The organism is Micromonospora sp. NBC_01740 (genome assembly GCF_035920365.1).
Lineage (GTDB): Bacteria > Actinomycetota > Actinomycetes > Mycobacteriales > Micromonosporaceae > Micromonospora > Micromonospora reichwaldensis.
The window spans coordinates 6,557,643-6,576,499 of sequence record NZ_CP109150.1; the positions used below are offsets into that span (position 1 = coordinate 6,557,643).

The 18,857-nt window shown below is 72.2% G+C and carries 11 protein-coding genes; 5 read left to right on the plus strand and 6 right to left on the minus strand.

Annotated elements, in window-relative coordinates:
- Positions 1–28: 28 nt before the first annotated feature.
- Positions 29–1,990, minus strand: a complete 1,962-nt coding sequence (gene asnB, locus OG989_RS28460; protein WP_151455284.1) for an asparagine synthase (glutamine-hydrolyzing) — start codon at positions 1,988–1,990, stop codon at positions 29–31.
- Between the two features lie 314 nt (positions 1,991–2,304).
- Here asnB and OG989_RS28465 point away from each other — a divergent pair, with 314 nt between their 5' ends.
- From OG989_RS28465 to OG989_RS28480, 4 genes are all read left to right on the plus strand, one after another.
- Positions 2,305–3,786: an aminopeptidase P family protein gene (locus OG989_RS28465; RefSeq protein ID WP_151455283.1), complete on the plus strand. Its 1,482-nt coding sequence runs from the start codon at positions 2,305–2,307 to the stop codon at positions 3,784–3,786.
- 365 nt (positions 3,787–4,151) lie between these two features.
- Positions 4,152–6,185: a hypothetical protein gene (locus tag OG989_RS28470; protein WP_327029021.1), complete on the plus strand. Its 2,034-nt coding sequence runs from the start codon at positions 4,152–4,154 to the stop codon at positions 6,183–6,185.
- 453 nt (positions 6,186–6,638) lie between these two features.
- Entirely contained in the window at positions 6,639–8,351 is a 1,713-nt protein-coding gene (locus OG989_RS28475; protein ID WP_327029022.1) for a right-handed parallel beta-helix repeat-containing protein, read from the plus strand.
- 364 nt (positions 8,352–8,715) lie between these two features.
- Positions 8,716–10,377, plus strand: coding sequence for a hypothetical protein (locus OG989_RS28480; protein WP_151456151.1), 1,662 nt, complete (start codon positions 8,716–8,718; stop codon positions 10,375–10,377).
- Positions 10,378–10,476: 99 nt separating this feature from the next.
- Here OG989_RS28480 and pulA read toward each other — a convergent pair whose 3' ends face one another.
- The 5 genes from pulA to OG989_RS28505 form a co-directional block, all read right to left on the minus strand.
- Positions 10,477–15,969: a pullulanase-type alpha-1,6-glucosidase gene (gene pulA, locus OG989_RS28485; RefSeq protein WP_327029023.1), complete on the minus strand. Its 5,493-nt coding sequence runs from the start codon at positions 15,967–15,969 to the stop codon at positions 10,477–10,479.
- 136 nt (positions 15,970–16,105) lie between these two features.
- Positions 16,106–16,594 (minus strand): GNAT family N-acetyltransferase, encoded by a 489-nt coding sequence (locus OG989_RS28490; RefSeq protein WP_327029024.1) that lies wholly within the window; start codon positions 16,592–16,594, stop codon positions 16,106–16,108.
- A gap of 35 nt (positions 16,595–16,629) precedes the next feature.
- Complete coding sequence (locus OG989_RS28495) at positions 16,630–17,319, minus strand: cellulose binding domain-containing protein (protein ID WP_327029025.1); 690 nt, start codon at positions 17,317–17,319, stop codon at positions 16,630–16,632.
- Positions 17,320–17,453: 134 nt separating this feature from the next.
- Complete coding sequence (locus OG989_RS28500; protein ID WP_327029026.1) at positions 17,454–17,843, minus strand: hypothetical protein; 390 nt, start codon at positions 17,841–17,843, stop codon at positions 17,454–17,456.
- Between the two features lie 37 nt (positions 17,844–17,880).
- Positions 17,881–18,645, minus strand: coding sequence for a hypothetical protein (locus OG989_RS28505; protein ID WP_327029027.1), 765 nt, complete (start codon positions 18,643–18,645; stop codon positions 17,881–17,883).
- Positions 18,646–18,664: 19 nt separating this feature from the next.
- Here OG989_RS28505 and OG989_RS28510 point away from each other — a divergent pair, with 19 nt between their 5' ends.
- Positions 18,665–18,847: a hypothetical protein gene (locus OG989_RS28510; RefSeq protein WP_091630004.1), complete on the plus strand. Its 183-nt coding sequence runs from the start codon at positions 18,665–18,667 to the stop codon at positions 18,845–18,847.
- Positions 18,848–18,857: the final 10 nt, after the last annotated feature.

Consider the following 18,857-nt stretch of genomic DNA (forward strand, 5'->3'; position numbering starts at 1 on the left):
GCGCGGGGCCCGGGTTGCAGTGGCCGGGTCAGCGGACCATGGAGCCGACCACGGGCTTGGTGAGCAGGGCGGACTGGTTGCGCTGGATGCCCGGGTCGAGGGTCTTGGCGACGAAGATGGCGTGCCAGATGCAGAAGATGAGCACCGTCCACACCTTGCGGGAGTGGTCGGCCTCCTCCCGCTTGTGCTCCTCCAGCAGCCGCATCGCGTACGACAGGTCGAGCAGGTCGCCGGCGCCGGAGGTGGACAGCACGTGCCGGGCCCACTCGTACATCTCGCCGCGCAGCCAGACCCGGGTGGGGGTCGGGAAGCCGAGCTTCTTGCGGTTGACGATGGCCGGCGGCACCACGCCCTGCAACGCCTGGCGCATCGCGTACTTGGTGGCGTCGGAGCGGGGCGGGAGCTTGAGGTCCACCGGGATCCTGGACGCCACGTCGAACACCGCCCGGTCCAGGAACGGCACCCGCACCTCCAGCGAGTGCGCCATCGAGATCCGGTCGGCCTTGACCAGGATGTCGCCGCGCAGCCAGGTGTAGAGGTCGACGTACTGCATCTTGGTGACGTCGTCGAGCTCGGTGCACTCGGCGTAGATGGGCGCGGTGACGTCGGTGTAGCGGACCGAGGGGTCGTAGCGGCGCAGCAGGTGCTGCTTCTCCTCCTCGGTGAACATCCGGGCGTTGCCGTAGTAACGCTGCTCGATCGGGGTGGTGCCGCGCTCCAGGAAGCTCTTGCCCTTCACGCCCTGCGGGATGGCCTTGGAGACCGCCCGCAGCCCCTTCTGCACCCCGTCGGGCAGCCCGTTGACCGAGCTCAACGACAGCGGCTCGCGGTAGATGGTGTAGCCGCCGAAGAACTCGTCGGCGCCCTCGCCGGAGAGCACCACGGTGACGTGCTCGGCGGCCTTCTTCGCCACGAAGTAGAGGGGCACCAGGGCCGGGTCGGCCACCGGGTCGTCCAGGTGCCAGACGATCTTCGGCAGCGCCTCGATCATGTCGTACGGCCCGATCTTGGTCGGGATGGTCGTCACGTCGAGGTGGCGGGCCGAGTCCTGGGCGACGTCGATCTCCGAGTAGCCCGGAACGTCGTAGCCGACGGTGAAGGTCAGGATGTTCGGGTTGAACTCCCTGGCCAGGGCGACCACCGCGGTCGAGTCGATGCCGCTGGAGAGGAACGAGCCGACCGGCACGTCGGAGCGCATGTGCATCCGGACGCTCTCCCGCAGCGTCTCCCGGATCTCGTGGTAGAGCCGCTGCTCGTCGTCGACCGGGGTGGGCCGGAACACCGGCCGGTACCACCGGCGCACGTCGATCCGCCCGCCCGGGGTCCAGGTCAGGTACTCACCCGAGCCGATCCGGCTGATGCCCTTGTGCAGGGTGCCGGGCTCGGGCACGTACTGCAGGGTCAGGTAGTGGCTGAGGTTGGCCGTGTCGATGCCGGCGTCGCCCTGGTAGTTGGAGTGCGCGAAGGGCAGCAGCGCCTTCTTCTCCGAGGCCAGGTAGAGGCCGTCGGCGGTCTCCAGGTAGTGCAGCGGCTTGATGCCGAAGTAGTCCCGGCCGCCGAACGCGCGGCGCTCCTGCCGGTCCCAGATGACGAAGGCGAACATGCCGCGCAGCCGGGTGAGCACCTGCTCGCCCCAGTAGTGGAAACCGGCGACGATCACCTCGCCGTCACCGGCGGTGGCGAACTGCGCGCCGAAGCTCCGGATCAGCTCCTCGCGCAGCTCGATGTAGTTGTAGATCTCGCCGTTGAAGGTGAGCAGGTAGCGCCCGTTCGCGTAGGACAGGGGCTCTTGGCTGGAGGCCACGTCGATGATCGCCAACCGCTTGTGCGCGAACACCCCGTCCGCGTACCGGCCGGAGGCGTCGCCGACCACCTCGACACCGGTCTCGTCCGGTCCGCGGTGGTGCAGGCATTCCAACGCCCCGGCGATGTTGTCGCGGTGGGCGGCGGCGTCGCCGCGCGCGCTGAAGAAGGCCAGGAGTCCGCACATGGTCGCCATCTTTCCACGCGGCCCGAGCGGGCGTCGCAGCACCGCTGGGCTCCACGCCGCGAGGCTGCCCGGCCCGCGCGTCGCACGCGTTCCGGGTCGCTGCCGACCGGATGCGCCTGCGGGAGGCTGTCGAGCTGATGTCGTAGACGACTCGGGCAACCCCCGATGTCGCGAACGACTCAGCTCGACAGCGTCGTGCGACCGACTCGCCCACCGCCCGGCTCGCCGGCCACCGCCTGTCCCGGCGCGATCCGGCCGCCGCGCTGCGCGGTAGCGTCTGACCTGCAACGATGCGGAGACGGAGGGGGCGGAGCATGACCGAGGGACGTACCGACAGCAGGCCGGCGGACGGCACCGGGTCGCACGACCCGGACTTCCCCGAGGCGTTCCTGGCGTTCATGCGGCAGGGCTGGCGGGACACCACCCTGCCGGTCGGCCCGCGGCCCGAGGTGCCGAACCACGCCAGGCGCCGGGCCGCGCTCTCGGCGGCCTTCCCGGGCGAGACCCTGGTGATCCCCACCGGCGGCGAGAAGGTACGTGCAAACGACACCGACCATCCCTTCCGGCCGGGCAGCGACTTCGTCTACCTCACCGGCGACCACGACCCGGACGGGGTGCTCGTGCTGCGGCCGAACGGGTCGGGCCACGACGCCACCCTCTACATGCGGCCCCGGTCGTCGCGGCGGACCGACGAGTTCTTCCGCAGCCGGCACGGTGAGCTGTGGGTCGGTCGGCGGCACACCCTGGCCGAGAAGTCGGCCGAGCTGGGTCTGCCCACGGCGGACCTGACCGAGCTGGACGCGACGCTGGCCGACCTGGCGCCGGGGCGTACCCGGGTGCTGCGCGGCTTCGACGCACGGGTGGACACGGCCGTGCGCCCGTACGACGGCCACCGCGCCGAGGGCCAGCCGGCCCGCGACCGGGAGCTGGCGATCGCCATCTCGGAGCTGAAGCTGGTCAAGGACGAGTGGGAGATCGCCCAGCTCCAGGACGCGGTCGACGCCACCGTCCGGGGATTCGAGGACGTGGCCCGGGCGCTGCCGGCGGACCGGGGCGTGTCGGAGCGCCTGCTGGAGGGGATCTTCGCGCTGCGCGCCCGGCACGACGGCAACGACGTCGGCTACGGCTCGATCGTCGGCGCGGGCGAGCACGCCACGATCCTGCACTGGGTGCACAACCACGGCGCCACCCGGCCGGGCGAGCTGCTGCTGATGGACATGGGCGTGGAGAACCGCAACCTCTACACCGCCGACGTCACGCGGGTGCTGCCAGTCGACGGCCGGTTCACCCCGCTCCAGCGCCAGGTCTACGACGCCGTGCACGCCGCGCAGCAGGCCGGCATCGACGCCATCCGCCCCGGCGTGGCGTTCCGGGAGGTCCACCTGGCGTCGATGCGGGTGCTCGCCCAGGCGCTGTCCGACCTGGGCCTGCTGCCGGTGGGCGTCGACGAGGCCATGGACGGGCGGTCGACGGTCTACCGGCGCTGGACGCTGCACGGCACCAGCCACATGCTCGGCATCGACGTGCACGACTGCGCGAACGCCCGCAAGGAGAAGTACCGGGACGGCACGCTGGGCGAGGGCTACGTGCTCACCGTCGAGCCCGGGCTCTACTTCCAGCCGGAGGACGAGCTGGTTCCCGAGGAACTGCGCGGGATCGGCATCCGGATCGAGGACGACATCCTGGTCACCGCGACCGGCGCGGTGAACCTCTCCGCCGGGCTGCCGCGCGCCGCCGACGAGGTGGAGACCTGGCTGGCCGAACAGCGCGAGGCGGGTCCGCGCCTGCCGGACTGACCGCGCCCCGCATCCTCGCCGCAGCCCGGCGCGACCCACGTCGCGGCCGGGCTGTTCGCCGAGCCCAGCGAGCCCCTCGCCCCAGCACCGCCAGACGACAAGCCGTCGCTTCGGTGACCGCCGCGCCGACCGCCGAGCAGCTCGAGGCTCGCCGTCCGGCCCCGGGCGGCGCCGTTGTCGCCGCACGGAGCTGGCGTCGGAATCCGCCCGCATATCGCCCGAAAAGCGCAGGTCTCTCACTTTCATCCTCATCGTGAAGACAGCTCACTTATGTTGTCACTGAACCTGTCTAACCGATTCAGGGCTGGTTACGCCCCCTACGGCGGTACGTGCCCGTTGGATACGAAAGATGTGGGTGAGAGCACATGTCAACCAATCAGTCCGAAGCAACCGGGGCTGGGCATCCGAGCGGGCGTCGCCGGAAGCGGCGCGTCCTGTGGGTCGCCACCGGCGTGGCCGGCCTGACCGGCGCGGTCGGCCTGGCGGCCACGGGGATGGTCACGCTGCCGGGCGCATCCGCGACGGGCAGCCTCGGGAACGTGGTCGACCGGCAGCTCACCGAGGCTGCCGCGCAGGCTACAGCCCCCCTGGGCCCGGACGACCGGGTCGACGCCGCAGCCGCCGGCATGAATCCCAGCGGACAGGACCCCACAGCGAGCGGCAAGGGGCCGGACGAGCAGGGACGCAACGACAAGGAGCAGGACGTCACGGACGTGCCCTGCGACACCGACGAACTGATCGTCGAACTCAACCGGGTGAACGCCGGTCACGGAGGGACGCTCAAGCTCGCGCGCGACTGCACGTACCTGCTGACGCTGAGCCGGGAGGGGAACGGCCTGCCGGAGATCGTCCGACCGGTCACGATCAAGGGCGAGAACGCCACCGTCCTCCGCGCCACGAACGCCGCCGCCTTCCGGATCTTCAACGTGGGGGTCGGCGGCGACCTGACCCTGCACGACCTCACGGTCAAGGGCGGGTTCGCCCAGCCCGGGCTGGGCGGCGGTGGCCTCCTGGTGCAGGCGGGCGGCAGGGCGACCATCTTCGACAGCCGCATCACCGGAAACCAGAGCAGCAGCGCCGGCGGTGGCGTCACGAACTTCGGCGTCACCCGGATCCTGTCCACGCACGCCACCGGCCCGGACGGCAAGGGTAAGGAGCACGCCGACGGAGAGAAGGACGCGGCCGGCACGGGGCACGACGACACCACCCCGGGCGACCTCAGCGGCACGGACGGGACAGCCCCGTCGACCGACAGCCGCACCGCCCCGAGCACCGGCGCCGAAGCCCCCGTCGTGCCCACGGATCCCGCGGGCACGGACACGAAGGCTCCCGCCGGCCCGGACACCAAGGCCCCCGCCGGCCTGGACACCGACGGCACCGACACCAAGACCCCCGGCGGCCTCAACACCGACGGCACCGGCACCAAGGCCCCTGCCGGCCTGGACGCCGACGGCACCGGCACCGGCACCGGCACCGGCACCAAGGCTCCCGCCGGCCTGGACGCCGACGGCACCGACACCAAAGCCCCGGCCGGCCTGGACGCCGACGGCAAGGCGGTCGCCGGGGACGGGACCACGGCGGGGGCCGCTGGCGGCGCCTCGGCCGCCCGGGACGCGGGCAGCCCCGGCCGGGACAACGAGAAGGACGACAGGGGCGACGACCGCGAGGACGGCGGGCACGGCAGCGAGGTCACCGACAACACCGCCGTGGGCAGCGGCGGCGGGATCCGCAATGTCGGCCAGCTCTTCCTCGAGGGCGTCCGGGTGAGCCACAACCAGAGCGGCGACACCGGCGGCGGACTGGAGAACGTCGCCTCCGCCGTCGTCACCGACAGCACGATCTCGCACAACATCGCCGAGGGCTCGGGCGGCGGCATCCAGAGCGGCGGCAACCCCAACGTCGCCACGACCGTCAAGCGCAGCCACGTGTTCGGCAACCAGAGCGGTGCGAGCGGCGGCGGCATCCGCAACGCGGGGACGATGTACGTGCAGCACAGCACCGTCCATGGCAACACCGCCGACGGTGACGGTGGCGGCATCGCCAACCTCGCCGCGGTCTTCGGCGGACTGTCGATCTCGAACAGCAAGGTCAACGAGAACGTGACCCGGGGCAACGGCGGCGGTATCGCCAACGACAGCGGTCAGGTGGTCATCTTCCACAGCGAGGTCGACCGGAACCGGGTCGCCGTGGACCTGCAGGTCGCGGGTGGGGTCTACAACCAGGGCGGAAGGATCTCCGTGATCAGGTCACGGATCACGGAGAACTCGTCGCTCCTCGCGCCGGGAGGCGTCTCCTCGGACAACGACGGAGTCACCGTCGACGACGAGACGGTGATCATCCGGAACAAGCCCACGAACTGCGAGGGCAGCCCGACCCCTGTTCCGAACTGCTTCGGCTGAGCGGGCGGACAGTCGGCGCTGCGCAGCGCGTTCCGGCGCCGCCCGGGAAGGGTCGTCACGACGACCTGCCCCGGGCCGGCGCCGGAACTTCGCGTACGGCCTGGTCCTGGTGGCGGCCGGGCCGCAACCGGAACTTCACGCACCGGCCCCTCCTGGTGGCGCCGGTCGCCGGTCAGCTGGGCGGGGGCCTTCGCTGAGGCAATCGCCGAGCCGGCGAGCGCCGGTCGACTCTCCTGCGGGTGTTTGTGCTGCTCAGGTGGTGTCCCTGCCCGGTAGCGGCCCGCTGCGGAGCGACAGCCGACGTGAGGCGAATGTGTGGATTACTCGGATAACGCACCATCGCGAGAATCGTTCTCATACGGTGATTCACGGAGGCTGCAACCCATTTGTGGCTGATCGCGCCGTCTTGCGTGGTGCGGTCCCCGTGAGAGCAGGAAAGGGCGGAAGGCTCTGATGTCCGATGACGTAACGAGACCTGACGGTGGCCCGCCCGTGGGCACACCGATGCGAGGGCGGCGCAAACTCTGGCTGGCTGCCGGGGTGGCCGGACTGACCGGCGTCGTCGGCCTGGCGGCGCTGGGCGGCCTGGCCGCCCGCGACGACAAGTCCGGCGACTCCGAGCGACTCTCCGACGCCCAGGCGTCGGCCCCGAAGCAGAACGTCAGCGACGCCGGCAGGGCCGACGACGACGCTGGCAAGGCCGACGACGAGGCCGGCGGCAACCCCGCCGCCGAGGGCGGGAACGCCTGGTCGGGTGGCGACTGGAGCGGCGACAAGGACCGCGGAAACGACGGTCGGGTGACGGAGGTGCCCTGCGACACCGACAAGCTGATCCAGGCGATCATCCACGCCAACCGGACCGACGGCGCGACGCTGAAACTCGCCAGGCACTGCACGTACGAGCTGACGCGCAGCGAGTACGGCAACGGCCTGCCCGTGATCAAGGAGTCGATCGTCCTCAAGGGCGAGGGCACCGCGATCGTCAGGGCGGCCGAGGCCGAGCGCTTCCGGATCCTGAACGTCGGTAGCGGCGGTCACCTGACGCTGAAGGACGTGACCGTCAAGGGCGGGCAGACCGTCGCCGCGAAGACCGTCCCGGCACCGGTCAGTTCGTTCGGGCGCACGAAGCCGACAGAGGCTGCGGCAGCCGCGGCGGAACCGGCCCGTGGACCGGCGATGGCGGCGCCCAAGGGCCCGGCCACCGCCGCCTCCGAACTGCCGGCCGCTCCGACGGCTCGTTCCGGCGGGGCAGCGACGGCCCGGCCGGACGGCACCGCGACGGCCGCGCCCACCGGCGCCGACGGAGCGGGCATCCTGGTCCAGCGGGGCGGTCGTGCCGACCTCGAGCACAGCAGGATCGTGCAGAACCACGCCGGCTGGAACGGCGGCGGCATCGCCAACTTCGGCACCACCAACCTGCGCCACACCTCGGTCGAGGAGAACAGCGCCAGCGGCTTCGGTGGCGGCATCTTCACCGTCGGGGTGCTGCGGGTCGAGGAGTCCAAGGTGTCGAAGAACAGCGCCCGGCTGGGCGGCGGCGGCATCGCCAACGGCACGACCCCGAACGGCACGACGGTGGGCGGCGGCACCGTCTGGGTGTGGAAGAGCACCATCAGCCACAACCGGACCTCGTCCATCGGCGGTGGCGTCTTCGACAACAGGGGCGACATCGTGCTCACGCAGAGCGAGATCACGGACAACACCGCCGGCACGGACGGGGGCGGGCTGGTCACCTTCAGCGACGGCAGGCTGTCCCTGGAGAAGGTCGTGGTCGCCAGGAACTACGCGGACGGAGAGGCCGGCGGCGTCGGCGTCGGCGGAGGCAGCAACGCCGTGATCGAGCACAGCGTGATCAAGGAGAACGTCGCCGCAGGCGGGGGCGGCGGGGGTCTGTACAACGACGGGGGCGACGTCACGCTGCGGGACAGCGAGGTGCTGGGCAACCAGGCGGTCGGCGAGTACGGGGTGGGCGGCGGCATCCTGAACGACTTCGGCCGGACGAGGCTGATCAGCACGAAGGTGGTCCACAACGTCGCCACCGGGCCGCCGGGTGGCATCTTCACCAACAACGACGGCGTCCTGATCGACCGGAAGTCCGCCGTGAAGGACAACCGGCCGACGAACTGCAAGGGCAGCACGGTCATTCCCGACCGCTGCTTCGCCTGAACATCCGAGAGCGACACCACATAGAGAGAGGGCTCCTCCACAAGCCGCCCCGGCGGCCGGAGGAGCCCTCTCACCTCCCGGCCCCTCGTGGCCGTTCTTCCGCCGAACGGGCCGTTCCGCGCCGAGAGCACCCGTTCTCCTGCGGACTCCCCTACCGACGTCGCTGCGGCGGATCGGCCGGCACGGACCGTCCGCACCGGCCAGGGGCACCCCGGACCTAATGCGGGCTTCTTTCGCATATGCCCGCGAGGCTAGGAAGATTCTCATATTGTCTAGTTCGGGAGCTACAACCGATTTGTAGCAGGGGACGCTCGCCTGTGGCGCTGCGACCCTGTCTGGTACGAGGAGAGGGCAGAGAGCTCCGATGTCCAACTACCTAACGAACAACGACTCCGAGCGGCCGGCGGCGCCCAAGCGTCGCCGCAAGCTCTGGCTCGCCAGTGGTGTGGCCGGGTTGACCGGCGTGGTCAGCCTCGCCGCGGTGGGCGTGGCCACCGGCGCCGGCGCGGTAGGTGCGGACGGCCTGAAGTGGGCCACCGCCCAGGTCAGCATGGACGGCGACCAGGACGCGGACCGCGAGAAGGAAGGCCGCGAGGGCGAGGAGGGCCGCGAAGGCGGAGAAGGCCGGGACCGGGACCACAAGGACCGGGACCACAAGGATCGCGGAAAGGAGGTGCCCTGCGACTCCGACAAGCTGATCCAGGCGATCGTGCACGCCAACGCCAACCACGGCGGCGTGTTCGAGCTGGCCAAGGACTGCACGTACACCTTGACCCGGCACGACTACTACGGCAACGGCCTGCCGGTGATCGAGCAGCCCATCACGCTCAAGGGCCACGACACCAAGATCGTGCGGGACGCCACCGCCGAGCAGTTCCGCATCTTCAACGTCGGCAGCGGCGGCCACCTCACCCTCAAGGGCCTGACCATCAAGAACGGCCAGACCCTCGAGCGGAAGCTGGCGGAGCCGGTCTCGGCGGAGACGGTGTGGTCGCGCTACTCGAACTCGGTCGAGGCCACCGAGGCGGCCAAGGCCGGCAAGCCGTACCTGCCGTTGCTCCAGGCCGAGCCGAAGGGTGCCGCGGCGGCGAAGGCTGCTGCGGCGAAGGCCGCGGCGGCCAAGGCCGGCGCCGCCGTGCTGGAGGAGCCGGAGGCCAACGACGGCGGCGGCATCCTGGTGCAGCCGGGCGGCTCCGCCGACATCGAGAAGAGCCACATCGTCGAGAACCAGGCCGGCGGCAGCGGCGGCGGCATCGCCAACTTCGGCAAGACCAGCCTGCGCCACACCACGGTCGCCGACAACACCGCCTTCTTCTTCGGCGGCGGCATCCTGAACGCCGGGGTGCTCAAGGTCGAGGAGTCCCACGTCAAGTACAACAAGGCCGGGATCGGCGGCGGCGGCATCGCCAACGGCGCCCCGGGCATCTTCCGCGACGACGTCGACGGCGGAACCGTCTGGATCGACAAGACCGACATCAGCAACAACCACACGATCGGCTTCGGCGGTGGCCTGCTCGACATCGAGGGCAACACCACCATCAAGTACTCCAGGATCCTCGACAACACCGCGCTGATCGCGGGCGGCGGCATCGCCGCGGCGGACGACAGCCAGCTGCACCTGCACAAGGTGACGATCGCCAAGAACACCACCGTCGGTGTCGGCGGCGGCCTGGCCCTGGCCTTCGGCGCCCACGTCACGGCGGAGAAGACCGAGGTCAAGGAGAACTTCGCCGCCTTCTTCGGCGGCGGCGTGTTCAACCTCGCCAGCGAGGTCACGTTCCGCGACAGCGAGATCGTCGGGAACCAGGCCGTCGGGCCGATCGGCATCGGCGGCGGCATCTTCAACGTCTTCGGCCGGGTCAACCTGCACGACACGAAGGTGGCGGACAACGTCTCCAGGTTCCGGCCGGGCGGGGTGTTCAACTTCGGCGGCGAGGTGAACGTGGACGACAAGTCCGCGATCAAGGGCAACAAGCCGACGAACTGCCTGGGCAGCCCCTCCCCCGTGGAGAACTGCTTCGGCTGATCGCCCTCGGCTGACGGGCGGCCTCTCCGGCCGCTCCGGACACCGAACAGGAACCGGCCCCCTTCCGCGTCGCGGAAGGGGGCCGGTCCACGTCGCGGGCTACTGCTGCACGAAGACCGCCACGCTGCGGGCCGGCACGGTGAACGTGCCGCTGGCCCGGTCGAAGGAGGCCGTCCGCAGCGACTCGTCCGCCGAGGCCCGCAGCACCGGGTGCAGCGCCACGTCCGCCCCGCGCAGCCCGGTCAGCCGCTGCCGCGCCGTCTCCGGCGTGGCGTTGAAGACCACCGTGACCGACTTCCACCGCCCGTCGAGGCCCCGACCGTCCAGCGTCATGGTGAGCACGCCGGGGGTCTCCCCCGCGCCGGAGAGCGGGAAGGCGACCCGCTTCTGCACCTGCTCCGCCGTGGTCAGCCCGAAGACCGGCGAGGAGGCCCGAACCCTCAGCAGCTCGGCGTAGCGGGCGTCGGCCAGGTCGATCGCCGCGCAGTCCGGCACCAGCGCCGGGTCGGCCAGCAGCGGCTTGGCGTACGGCCACTTGTCCCGGTTGTCCTGCTCGGGCGGCAGGCCGGCGCCGAACCCGTTGCCCTGGGCGCAGTCCCAGCGGATCTGGTTGAACCAGTCCCCCGAGTTGTACGAGTTGCGGTCCAGCGACTTCGAGCGCAGCCGCTCGGTGCCCGTGGTGACGAACCCGGGCCCCTGGCCCATCACCACCGTGCCCAGCGCCAGCACCTGCATCCGGGCCCGGTCCGCCGCCGAGGTGTCCCGCGGCAGCTTGTACGCCAGCGCGTCGTACAGGATCTCGTTGTCGTGCGCGTCGACGTAGGTGACCGCCTCCCCCGGCGCGGCGGTGTAGCCGGCGGGCGAGCCGTTGTAGTCGACCTGCGCGCCGGTAACCTGCCGGCCCGACGAGTCGGTGAAGCGGTAGCCGCGCAGGTTGCCGGTGAGCCCCACCTTGATCAGGTCGTGCTGGCGCAGCAGCCGGGCCCGCTGCTCGGCCGTGGACCCGTTGACGTCGTCGCCGTTCGGGTCGGTGAAGAGGCCGGAGGCGAAGCCCTGCACCCGCGGGTTGGCGTCGAACGGCCCGCCGCCGCGTACGGCGTCGCGCAGCCGGTCGTTGAACGTGCCGATCCCGGTGCCTGCCATGTTGGCCTGGGTGGCCTGCGTGAACCGGGCGTCGTCGGCGACCTCGCCGAAGTTCCAGCCCTCGCCGTAGAGCAGGATCTTCTTCCCGTCCACGCCGTCGCGGCCGACGGTCAGCTCGTCGAGCGCCTTGCGTACGGCCAGGATGTTCGCCTTCGGGTGGTGGCCCATCAGGTCGAACCGGAAGCCGTCCACCTTGTACGCCCGGGCCCAGGTGACCAGCGAGTCCACGACGAGCTTGCCCATCATGGCGTGCTCGGGGGCGGTGTTGGCGCAGCAGGTCGAGTTGGCGACGGCGCCGTCGTCCAGCAGCCGGTGGTAGTAGCCGGGCACGATCTGGTCGAGTACCGACTTCGGGTCGGCGCCCGCCGCCGAGGTGTGGTTGTAGACGACGTCCATCACCACGCGCAGCCCGGCGCCGTTGACGCCGGCCACCATCCGCCGGAACTCGGTGGTGCGCTTCGCCCCGGCCGGGTCGACGGCGTAGCCGCCCTCCGGCACGGTGTAGTGCAGCGGGTCGTACCCCCAGTTGTAGCCGTCGGTGTCCGCCACGGCCGCGACGCACTTCTGCTGCTGCTCGGAGTCCGGCGGCAGCGCGGCCAGGTCGCAGGCCGGCTGCCGCTGGTCGGCGCGGCGCTCGGGGATCGTGGCGAAGTCGAACGCGGGCAGCAGGTGCAGGTGGGTCACCCCGGCGTCGCCGAGCGCCTTCAGGTGCTTCATGCCGGCGGTGCCCGGGTCGGTGAAGGCGAGGTACGTGCCCCGCTGCTCGGCCGGCACGGTGCCGTCGGCGATGGAGAAGTCCCGCACCGACAGCTCGGAGATCTGCACCTTCGTCGACGGCACCGCCGCCGGCTTACGCAGCTTCGCCCAGCCCGGCGGGGCGAGCCCCGGGTCGGTCAGGTCCACGATCTGGCTGTGCGTGGAGTCCGGCGCCAACGCCAGCGAGTACGGGTCGGTCACGGCGGCGGTGACCAGCTGCTGCGTCGCCGGCTGCCACGCCTGGACCTGGTACCGGTAGTACCTGCCGGTCCAGTCGCGGGCGCCGCGCACCGACCAGACGCCGGTGCGGTCGTCGCGGCGCATCGCGACGGTCCTCGGCGTCGCCGTCGGCGAGTCGAACAGCTGCAACGACACCTGCCGCGCGGTCGGCGCCCAGAGCGCCAGCGTCGGCACCCCGCCGGCGAACGTCGGCCCGAGCCGCGCGTCGGTGGCCCGGGCGTAGACGTCGTCGAGCACGCCGGGGATCTGCACGCCGGTCGCGGCGAGCAGGGTGCCCGCCGCGTCCCGCTCGGTCACCAGGAGCTGCCCGCGCAGGGCCGCCGGGACCTTCGCCAGGTCCCGCCGGTCGAGCGTGAAGGCACCGTGCGCCCACAGGTGCGGGAAGTCCGCGCGCTGGGCCTCGGTGAGCCCGTTGCGCTGGGCGGTCAACGGCATCGTGCGGTACGTCCCGACCAGCTCGCCGTCGGCGACGGTGACCCCGCCGGCCGGGGCGGCGACCAGGGCGTACGTCCTGCCGTCGGTGGGCCCGGCCTGCCAGGCGACGGTCGAGCGGTCGATCCAGTGCGCCTTCTGCTTCGTGATGTCGACGTCCGGGCCGGCGGCGGACGCGGTGGACGGCAGCAGCCGGCCGGGCGTGCCGGCGAGCAGCCACACCTCGCGTCCGGCGTCGGCGAAGTCGAGCCGCTGGTCGGTCGGCAGGTCCTTCTCGTCGCCGCGGTGGATGATGTAGCTCAGCCCGGTGGCGTTGGCGGCCAGCGGCACCCGGAAGACCGCGCCGAAGGCGTCGATCCGGGCCGGGGCGAGCGGGGTGGCCCAGTCCGTGGGGTTGGCGGCGCCGTCCCACAGGTGCAGGCCCCAGCCGTCGTAGTTGCCGTCGGCGCGGCGGTAGTGGATGAGGGCGGTGCCGTCCTCGACCGGCGGGTCGGGTTCGCCGGTGGCGGCCTGCCGGCTCGGGTAGGTCGCCGGGTCGCCCTGCTTGACCCAGACCTCGCCGGCCTTCGTCACGTCGATCGTCCGATCCTGTTCCACGTCCTTCTTCCCGGACTTGTCGACCACCACGAAGCCGACCGACTTCGCGCCCGGCTTGAGCTTCACCCAGGCGAACCGGCCGTAGGAGTCCTCGCCGGCGAACGGCTGCCCCTTGGGCCACTCGGTCGCGTACGCCGGGTCGATGTCGCCCCAGGCGTACAGGCCCCAGTCGTCGTAGCCGCCGGCCGGGCGCTGGTAGTGCACCACGGCCCAGTCGCGGGAGGCGGACTGCGCCGGGGTGCCCACGGTCGCGGTGGACCGGGCGGTCGCGGTGCGGCCCCTCCCGTCGCGGACGACGGCCTTGTACTCGACCTTCGTGCCGCCGGCCAGCCCGGTCAGGTCGTGGTGCACGGTGTACGGGGCCGTCTCGGCGCTGCCGAGCAGCGTCCACCTGCCGCCGGCGACCCGGGCGGCGACGGTGACGGTGGCCAGCGGGTCGCCGGTGACCTGGGCGGTGACGGCGGCCTTCGTGGCGACGGGCGCGCCGGGCGCCGGGGCGGTGATCGTGATCTTCGGCGCGGCGTCGGGCGACGGGATCGGCGTGCCGGCGCGGTGCACCACGGCCGACAGCGGCGGCACGGTCAGCGTGAGCCTGCCGTCCGCGCCGGCGACCGGGGCGGCCGACGCGCCGTACACGCCGGTGAAGGTGGCGCCGGCCGACCACGTGTCCACGGTGACAGTCTGCGCGGTCGCGGCGTTGTTCACCGCGACGACGTACTCGGTGCGCTGCTTCGGGTCGATCCGGGAGAACGCGAAGACGCCGGGGCCGTCGGCGGCGTACCGGCCGACCTGCACGCCGTCGCGCAGCGCCGGGTGCGCCTGGCGCAACGCGCCCAGCTCCGCGACGGCCCGGTAGAGCGGGTGGGCGCGGTCGAACTGGTCGCTGGCGTGGGTGCGGTCGGTGCCGATCAGGTCGTCGTCGAGGTAGTCGGGGGTCTTCGAGGCGAACATGTCCTGCCGGGCGTCCTTGTCGCCGCCCGGCCCGGTGAAGCCCTGCTCGTCGCCGGAGTAGACGACCGGCTGGCCGCGGGTGAGGAACATCAGCTCGTGGGCGAGCCGGTCGCGGCGCAGGTGGGTGGCCGGGTCGGTGCCGCCGCCGGCGATGAACGAGCCGATCCGGCCCATGTCGTGGTTGCCGAGGAAGGTGGTCAGCCGGCGCGCGTCGGTGTCCCGGGCGCGGTAGAGGTCGTCGCGGGCGTACACGTCGGCGAGCGCCTTCGCGGAGCCGTCGCCGGCGGTGTAGCCGCGCGCCGCCTCCTGGAAGGCGAAGTCGAGGGTGGCCGGCAGGCCACCGCGCCGCACGTACGTCGAGGTGATCTCCGGGTCGGCGCTGTAGACCTCGCCGAACATGAAGAAGTCCTTCTTGCCGGCGCGCGCGGCGACGCGCTCGACGCCCTGGCTGAACTGCGGCCAGAAGTCGAGGTTGGCGTGCTTCACGGTGTCCAGCCGGAAGCCGTCGACGCCGGTGGAGGCGATCCAGTCGGAGTAGACCTTGGTCAGGCCGCGCACCACCTCGGGGCGCTCGGTCCACAGGTCGTCGAGGCCGAAGAAGTCGCCGTACTCGCTGTTCTCCCCGGCGAAGGTGGAGTCGCCCCGGTTGTGGTACATGGTCGGGTCGTTCAGCCACGCCGGGACCTTGACCTTGGCGTCGGCCGGGGTCTCGAACGTCGGGGTGTACGGGAACGACGTGCTGTCCACCTTCGGGAAGCCCCGGCTGCCGTCGGCGTAGTTGCGGTCCTCGAAGGGACGCCCCTGCGCGTCGGTGTACGGGGAGGTGGCCTTGTCCACGTAGGTGCGCCGGTCCTCGGCGTACTGGATGACGTCGGCGGTGTGGTTGACGATGACGTCGAGGTAGACCTTGATCCCCCGCTTGTGGGCGAGCCCCACCAGCCGCTTCAGGTCCTCGTTGGTGCCGAAGTGCGGGTCGACCTGGGTGAAGTCGGTGATCCAGTAGCCGTGGTATCCGGCGGAGGCATCGGCTCCGGAGCCCTGCACCGGGCGGTTCTTGAAGATGGGCGCGAGCCAGATGGCCGTGGTGCCGAGCCCCTCGATGTAGTCGAGCCGGTCCATGACGCCCTTGAGGTCGCCGCCGTGGTAGAAGCCCTTGTCCTTCGGGTCGAGGCCGGTGGAGAGGCGGCCCCCGGTGAGGCCCCCGGCGTCGTTGCGCCGGTCGCCGTTGGCGAACCGGTCCGGCAGGACGAAGTAGAACTGCTCGGCGCGGACCTGGCGGCTGCTGGCGGCGAGCAGCGCCTCCGCCGAGGGTTCGGTGCGCCACTGCGCGGCGCCGGTGGTGACCAGCGGGCCGGTGTCGTCGGGGGCGTCGGAACCCATCTGGCGCACGGCCAGCGGGGTGCCGACGAGGGCGAGGGTGAGCAGGGAGACGAGGGCGAGCAGGGCCTTGCGCGGTATCGGCGGGGGTTTCATCGACGCCTTCCTCTGGTCGCTGGCTGGCCCGCACGCTAGCTCTTGCCGAAACGTTCTGCAATACCTTGCAAACAAAGTCGTAACACGACAGCCCGCTTGCAAGGACGACCCTCCGCGGCGACCCTGTGCCCGGGGATCAGTCGTCGGCGAGGACGGCGTACAGGTCCGAGTCGCGCCAGCCGTCGCAGATGAGGGCGGTGCCACGCATCCGGCCCTCGTACCGCATGCCGATCCTGCGCAGCACCGCCGCCGAGGCGAGGTTGCGCGGGTCGCACGTGGCGAAGATGCGGTGCCGCCCGTGCCGGTCGAAGCCCAGTCGCAACAGTTCCCGCGCCGTGGCCGTGGCGATGCCCTGCCCCCACCGCCGTGGATGGACCGCGTACGCGATCTCGCCGGTGCTCGGGCCGTGCAGCTTCAGCTCGGCGCTGCCCACGACCTCGCCGTCGACGAGCACCCCGAACACCAGCCGGTCCGGTGACGCCGCCACGGCGGCCCGCACGTACGCCTGCGTCTGCTCGTGGGTGTTGGGCCCCCACGCCTGGTAGCGGCACGACTCGGGCAGACGCGCCCAGTCGTGCACGGCGTCGGTGTCGTCGAGCGTGAGCGGGCGGAGGGTGAGCGCCATGGCGGCTCCCTGGGTGGCCGACGGCGTGGCGTCTATCAGAGGCGGCAGGAGACGCCGTCGACCGTGCAGCTCGTCGGGCGGCTCTGCGTGCCCTGCACGTAGAAGCGCAGCGTGACCGACGCGCCGCCGGGCAGGTCGCCGCCGCTGCGGTAGGTGAAGCCATCGTCGATCCGCTGCGCCGTCCCCTGTGGCGCGCCCTCGATCCACGCGCTGCCCAGCCGCGCTCCCGGGAAGGTCAGCCGCGTCGTCCACTCCCGGCCGGCGGACGAGGTGTTGCCGACCAGCACCTCCCCGACGAACCCGTCCGCGTGCGACTCGACCACCCGGTACCGGCCGGTCAGCGGGGACACCGACGGTGGCGGCGCGACCAGCGTCGTCTCCTCGCTCCCGCTGGGGGTCGGCGACGGCGGGGCGCTGCTGCGGGCGGGCGTGGACCGTGTCGGGGTGGGCCGGGTGGTGGAGCGGCCGGACTGCGTGGCCGTCGCCCGCGGCGAGCGCGTGACCGTCGGGCTGGCCACCGACGGCTCCGGGTCGGCCAGGCCGACGGTCGGCAGCGGCGGGGCGGGCTGCGCGTCGAACGCGGGGCCGCGCCCCCGGTAGGCGCCGAGCGCGATGGCCAGCAGGACCACCATCACCGCGACGCCGACGGACACCACGATCCACGGCGAGGACGCGATGGCGGTCGTGCCGTAGGACTTGCTCGATGTTCGGCGCGTGCCGGACATGCTTCTCCTCCCGCGGTCCTCCGGGGCAGCGTAGCGGTCCGTGGCGACATGGTGCGACCGTGTGCGTGCGGCGCGTACGGCGCCGCGTGGGCGGGGCCGCCGCCGGCGGAGGGTGCCGCGGGTCCGGCCGGCGGTCAGGCGGTCCGCAGCACCGTGCAGATGAGCGGGCCGTCGTCGGTGGAGCGCAGCAGGTAGCGGTAGCGCTCGCCGGGGACCGCCCGGCCCTGGCTGTCCAGGAACTCCCACTCCACAGCGACCATGGTCAGCAGCGCCGACACCGGAAGCACGTCCTCGATGGTCGCGTGCGCCGCGACCAGCTCGCGCTCCTGGTAGTCGGGGGCCGCGCCCACGAAGGACAGTGCCACCGCCGCCGGCGAGGTGAACGAGAAGCTGTACGTGTCGGCCACCACCATCCCGGGCAGGGCGTAACAACCGGCGATGGCGGGCACGTCGCCGGTGGTCAGCGCCACGCCGTACCGGTCGAAGAAGTCGGTCAGCGTGTCCAGATCGGTGGGGGCTCTCACAGGGACAGCAATTGCCGGCCGGACGGCGGGCCAAACCTCAGCGCGGCGGGATGCGCACCTCGATCTCCGTCCCGAGCCGGGCGCCGCCCGCGAGACCGAGGTCGTCGCCGCTCCAGAACCGGCCCGGGTCGTACCAGTTGGGACGCCGCCCGGCGGGCAGCAGTCCCATCGCCTCGTAGGTCACCGCGACCACCTCCGCGCAGTAGGCCGTCTCCAGTGCACGGTCGCGCACGGCGATCGCGGCGCGGTCGGGCGCGGTCGCCCCGGTCGGGTTGGGCGCGGTCACCCCGCTGCGGTCGGGCGCGGTCGCCCCGGTCGGGTCGGGCGCCGGCGCGGCCTCGCGGTCCCCCACCCGGCCGGGCAGCGCCGGCAGCCGCACCGCCGGGACCCGGCCCCGCAACCAGCGCCAGGCGAGCTGGGCGGTGGACGGGAACGGGGTGCCGTCCAGGCGGGCGACGGTGCGCAGCACCGCCTTCTCCATCTCCGCGTCCGCCGGCGGGTCGAGCTGGCGCAGCCAGGCCCGCTGGCCGTACCGGTTGGCCCAGACGCAGACCGCGTCGCGCAGGTCGTGCAGCTGCACGCCGCGCTGGTGGGTGCCCGTCCACATGTCCGGCAGCGACCTGCCCAGCTCGGCGTGCCACATCAGGGGCGGCATGTCGTCCAGCACGACCGCCATGCCGACGTGGTTGACCGGGCTGTTGGTGGTCAACTGGATGGCCCGGTCCGGCACGCTGCGGCCCCGGAACACCCACACGTCGCCGGTACGGGTCAGGTCCACGGCCTCGTCCAGGCTGATGCTCATGGGGGTCTACCCTAGGCCGATGCGGCAACGGATGCGGTGGTGGAAGGTCCTCGGGCTGGCCGGCCTGGCCGGCGTCGCGGCGTCGGGCGTGGTCATCGCCCGGGCGGAACGGCGGCGGCGGGCGTACACCCCGGAGGAGATCCGGGCCCGGCTGCGCGACCGGCACGCGGAGGCGACGGCCCCCGCCGACGACGCGCGCTGAGCCTCCGGCG

Bases quoted from the DNA above. Each gene is read 5' to 3' on its own strand.
- asnB (WP_151455284.1), bottom strand. From the start codon at position 1,990: ATGTGCGGACTCCTGGCCTTCTTCAGCGCGCGCGGCGACGCCGCCGCC.
- OG989_RS28465 (WP_151455283.1), top strand. From the start codon at position 2,305: ATGACCGAGGGACGTACCGACAGCAGGCCGGCGGACGGCACCGGGTCG.
- OG989_RS28470 (WP_327029021.1), top strand. From the start codon at position 4,152: ATGTCAACCAATCAGTCCGAAGCAACCGGGGCTGGGCATCCGAGCGGG.
- OG989_RS28475 (WP_327029022.1), top strand. From the start codon at position 6,639: ATGTCCGATGACGTAACGAGACCTGACGGTGGCCCGCCCGTGGGCACA.
- OG989_RS28480 (WP_151456151.1), top strand. From the start codon at position 8,716: ATGTCCAACTACCTAACGAACAACGACTCCGAGCGGCCGGCGGCGCCC.
- pulA (WP_327029023.1), bottom strand. From the start codon at position 15,969: ATGAAACCCCCGCCGATACCGCGCAAGGCCCTGCTCGCCCTCGTCTCC.
- OG989_RS28490 (WP_327029024.1), bottom strand. From the start codon at position 16,594: ATGGCGCTCACCCTCCGCCCGCTCACGCTCGACGACACCGACGCCGTG.
- OG989_RS28495 (WP_327029025.1), bottom strand. From the start codon at position 17,319: ATGTCCGGCACGCGCCGAACATCGAGCAAGTCCTACGGCACGACCGCC.
- OG989_RS28505 (WP_327029027.1), bottom strand. From the start codon at position 18,645: ATGAGCATCAGCCTGGACGAGGCCGTGGACCTGACCCGTACCGGCGAC.
- OG989_RS28510 (WP_091630004.1), top strand. From the start codon at position 18,665: ATGCGGCAACGGATGCGGTGGTGGAAGGTCCTCGGGCTGGCCGGCCTG.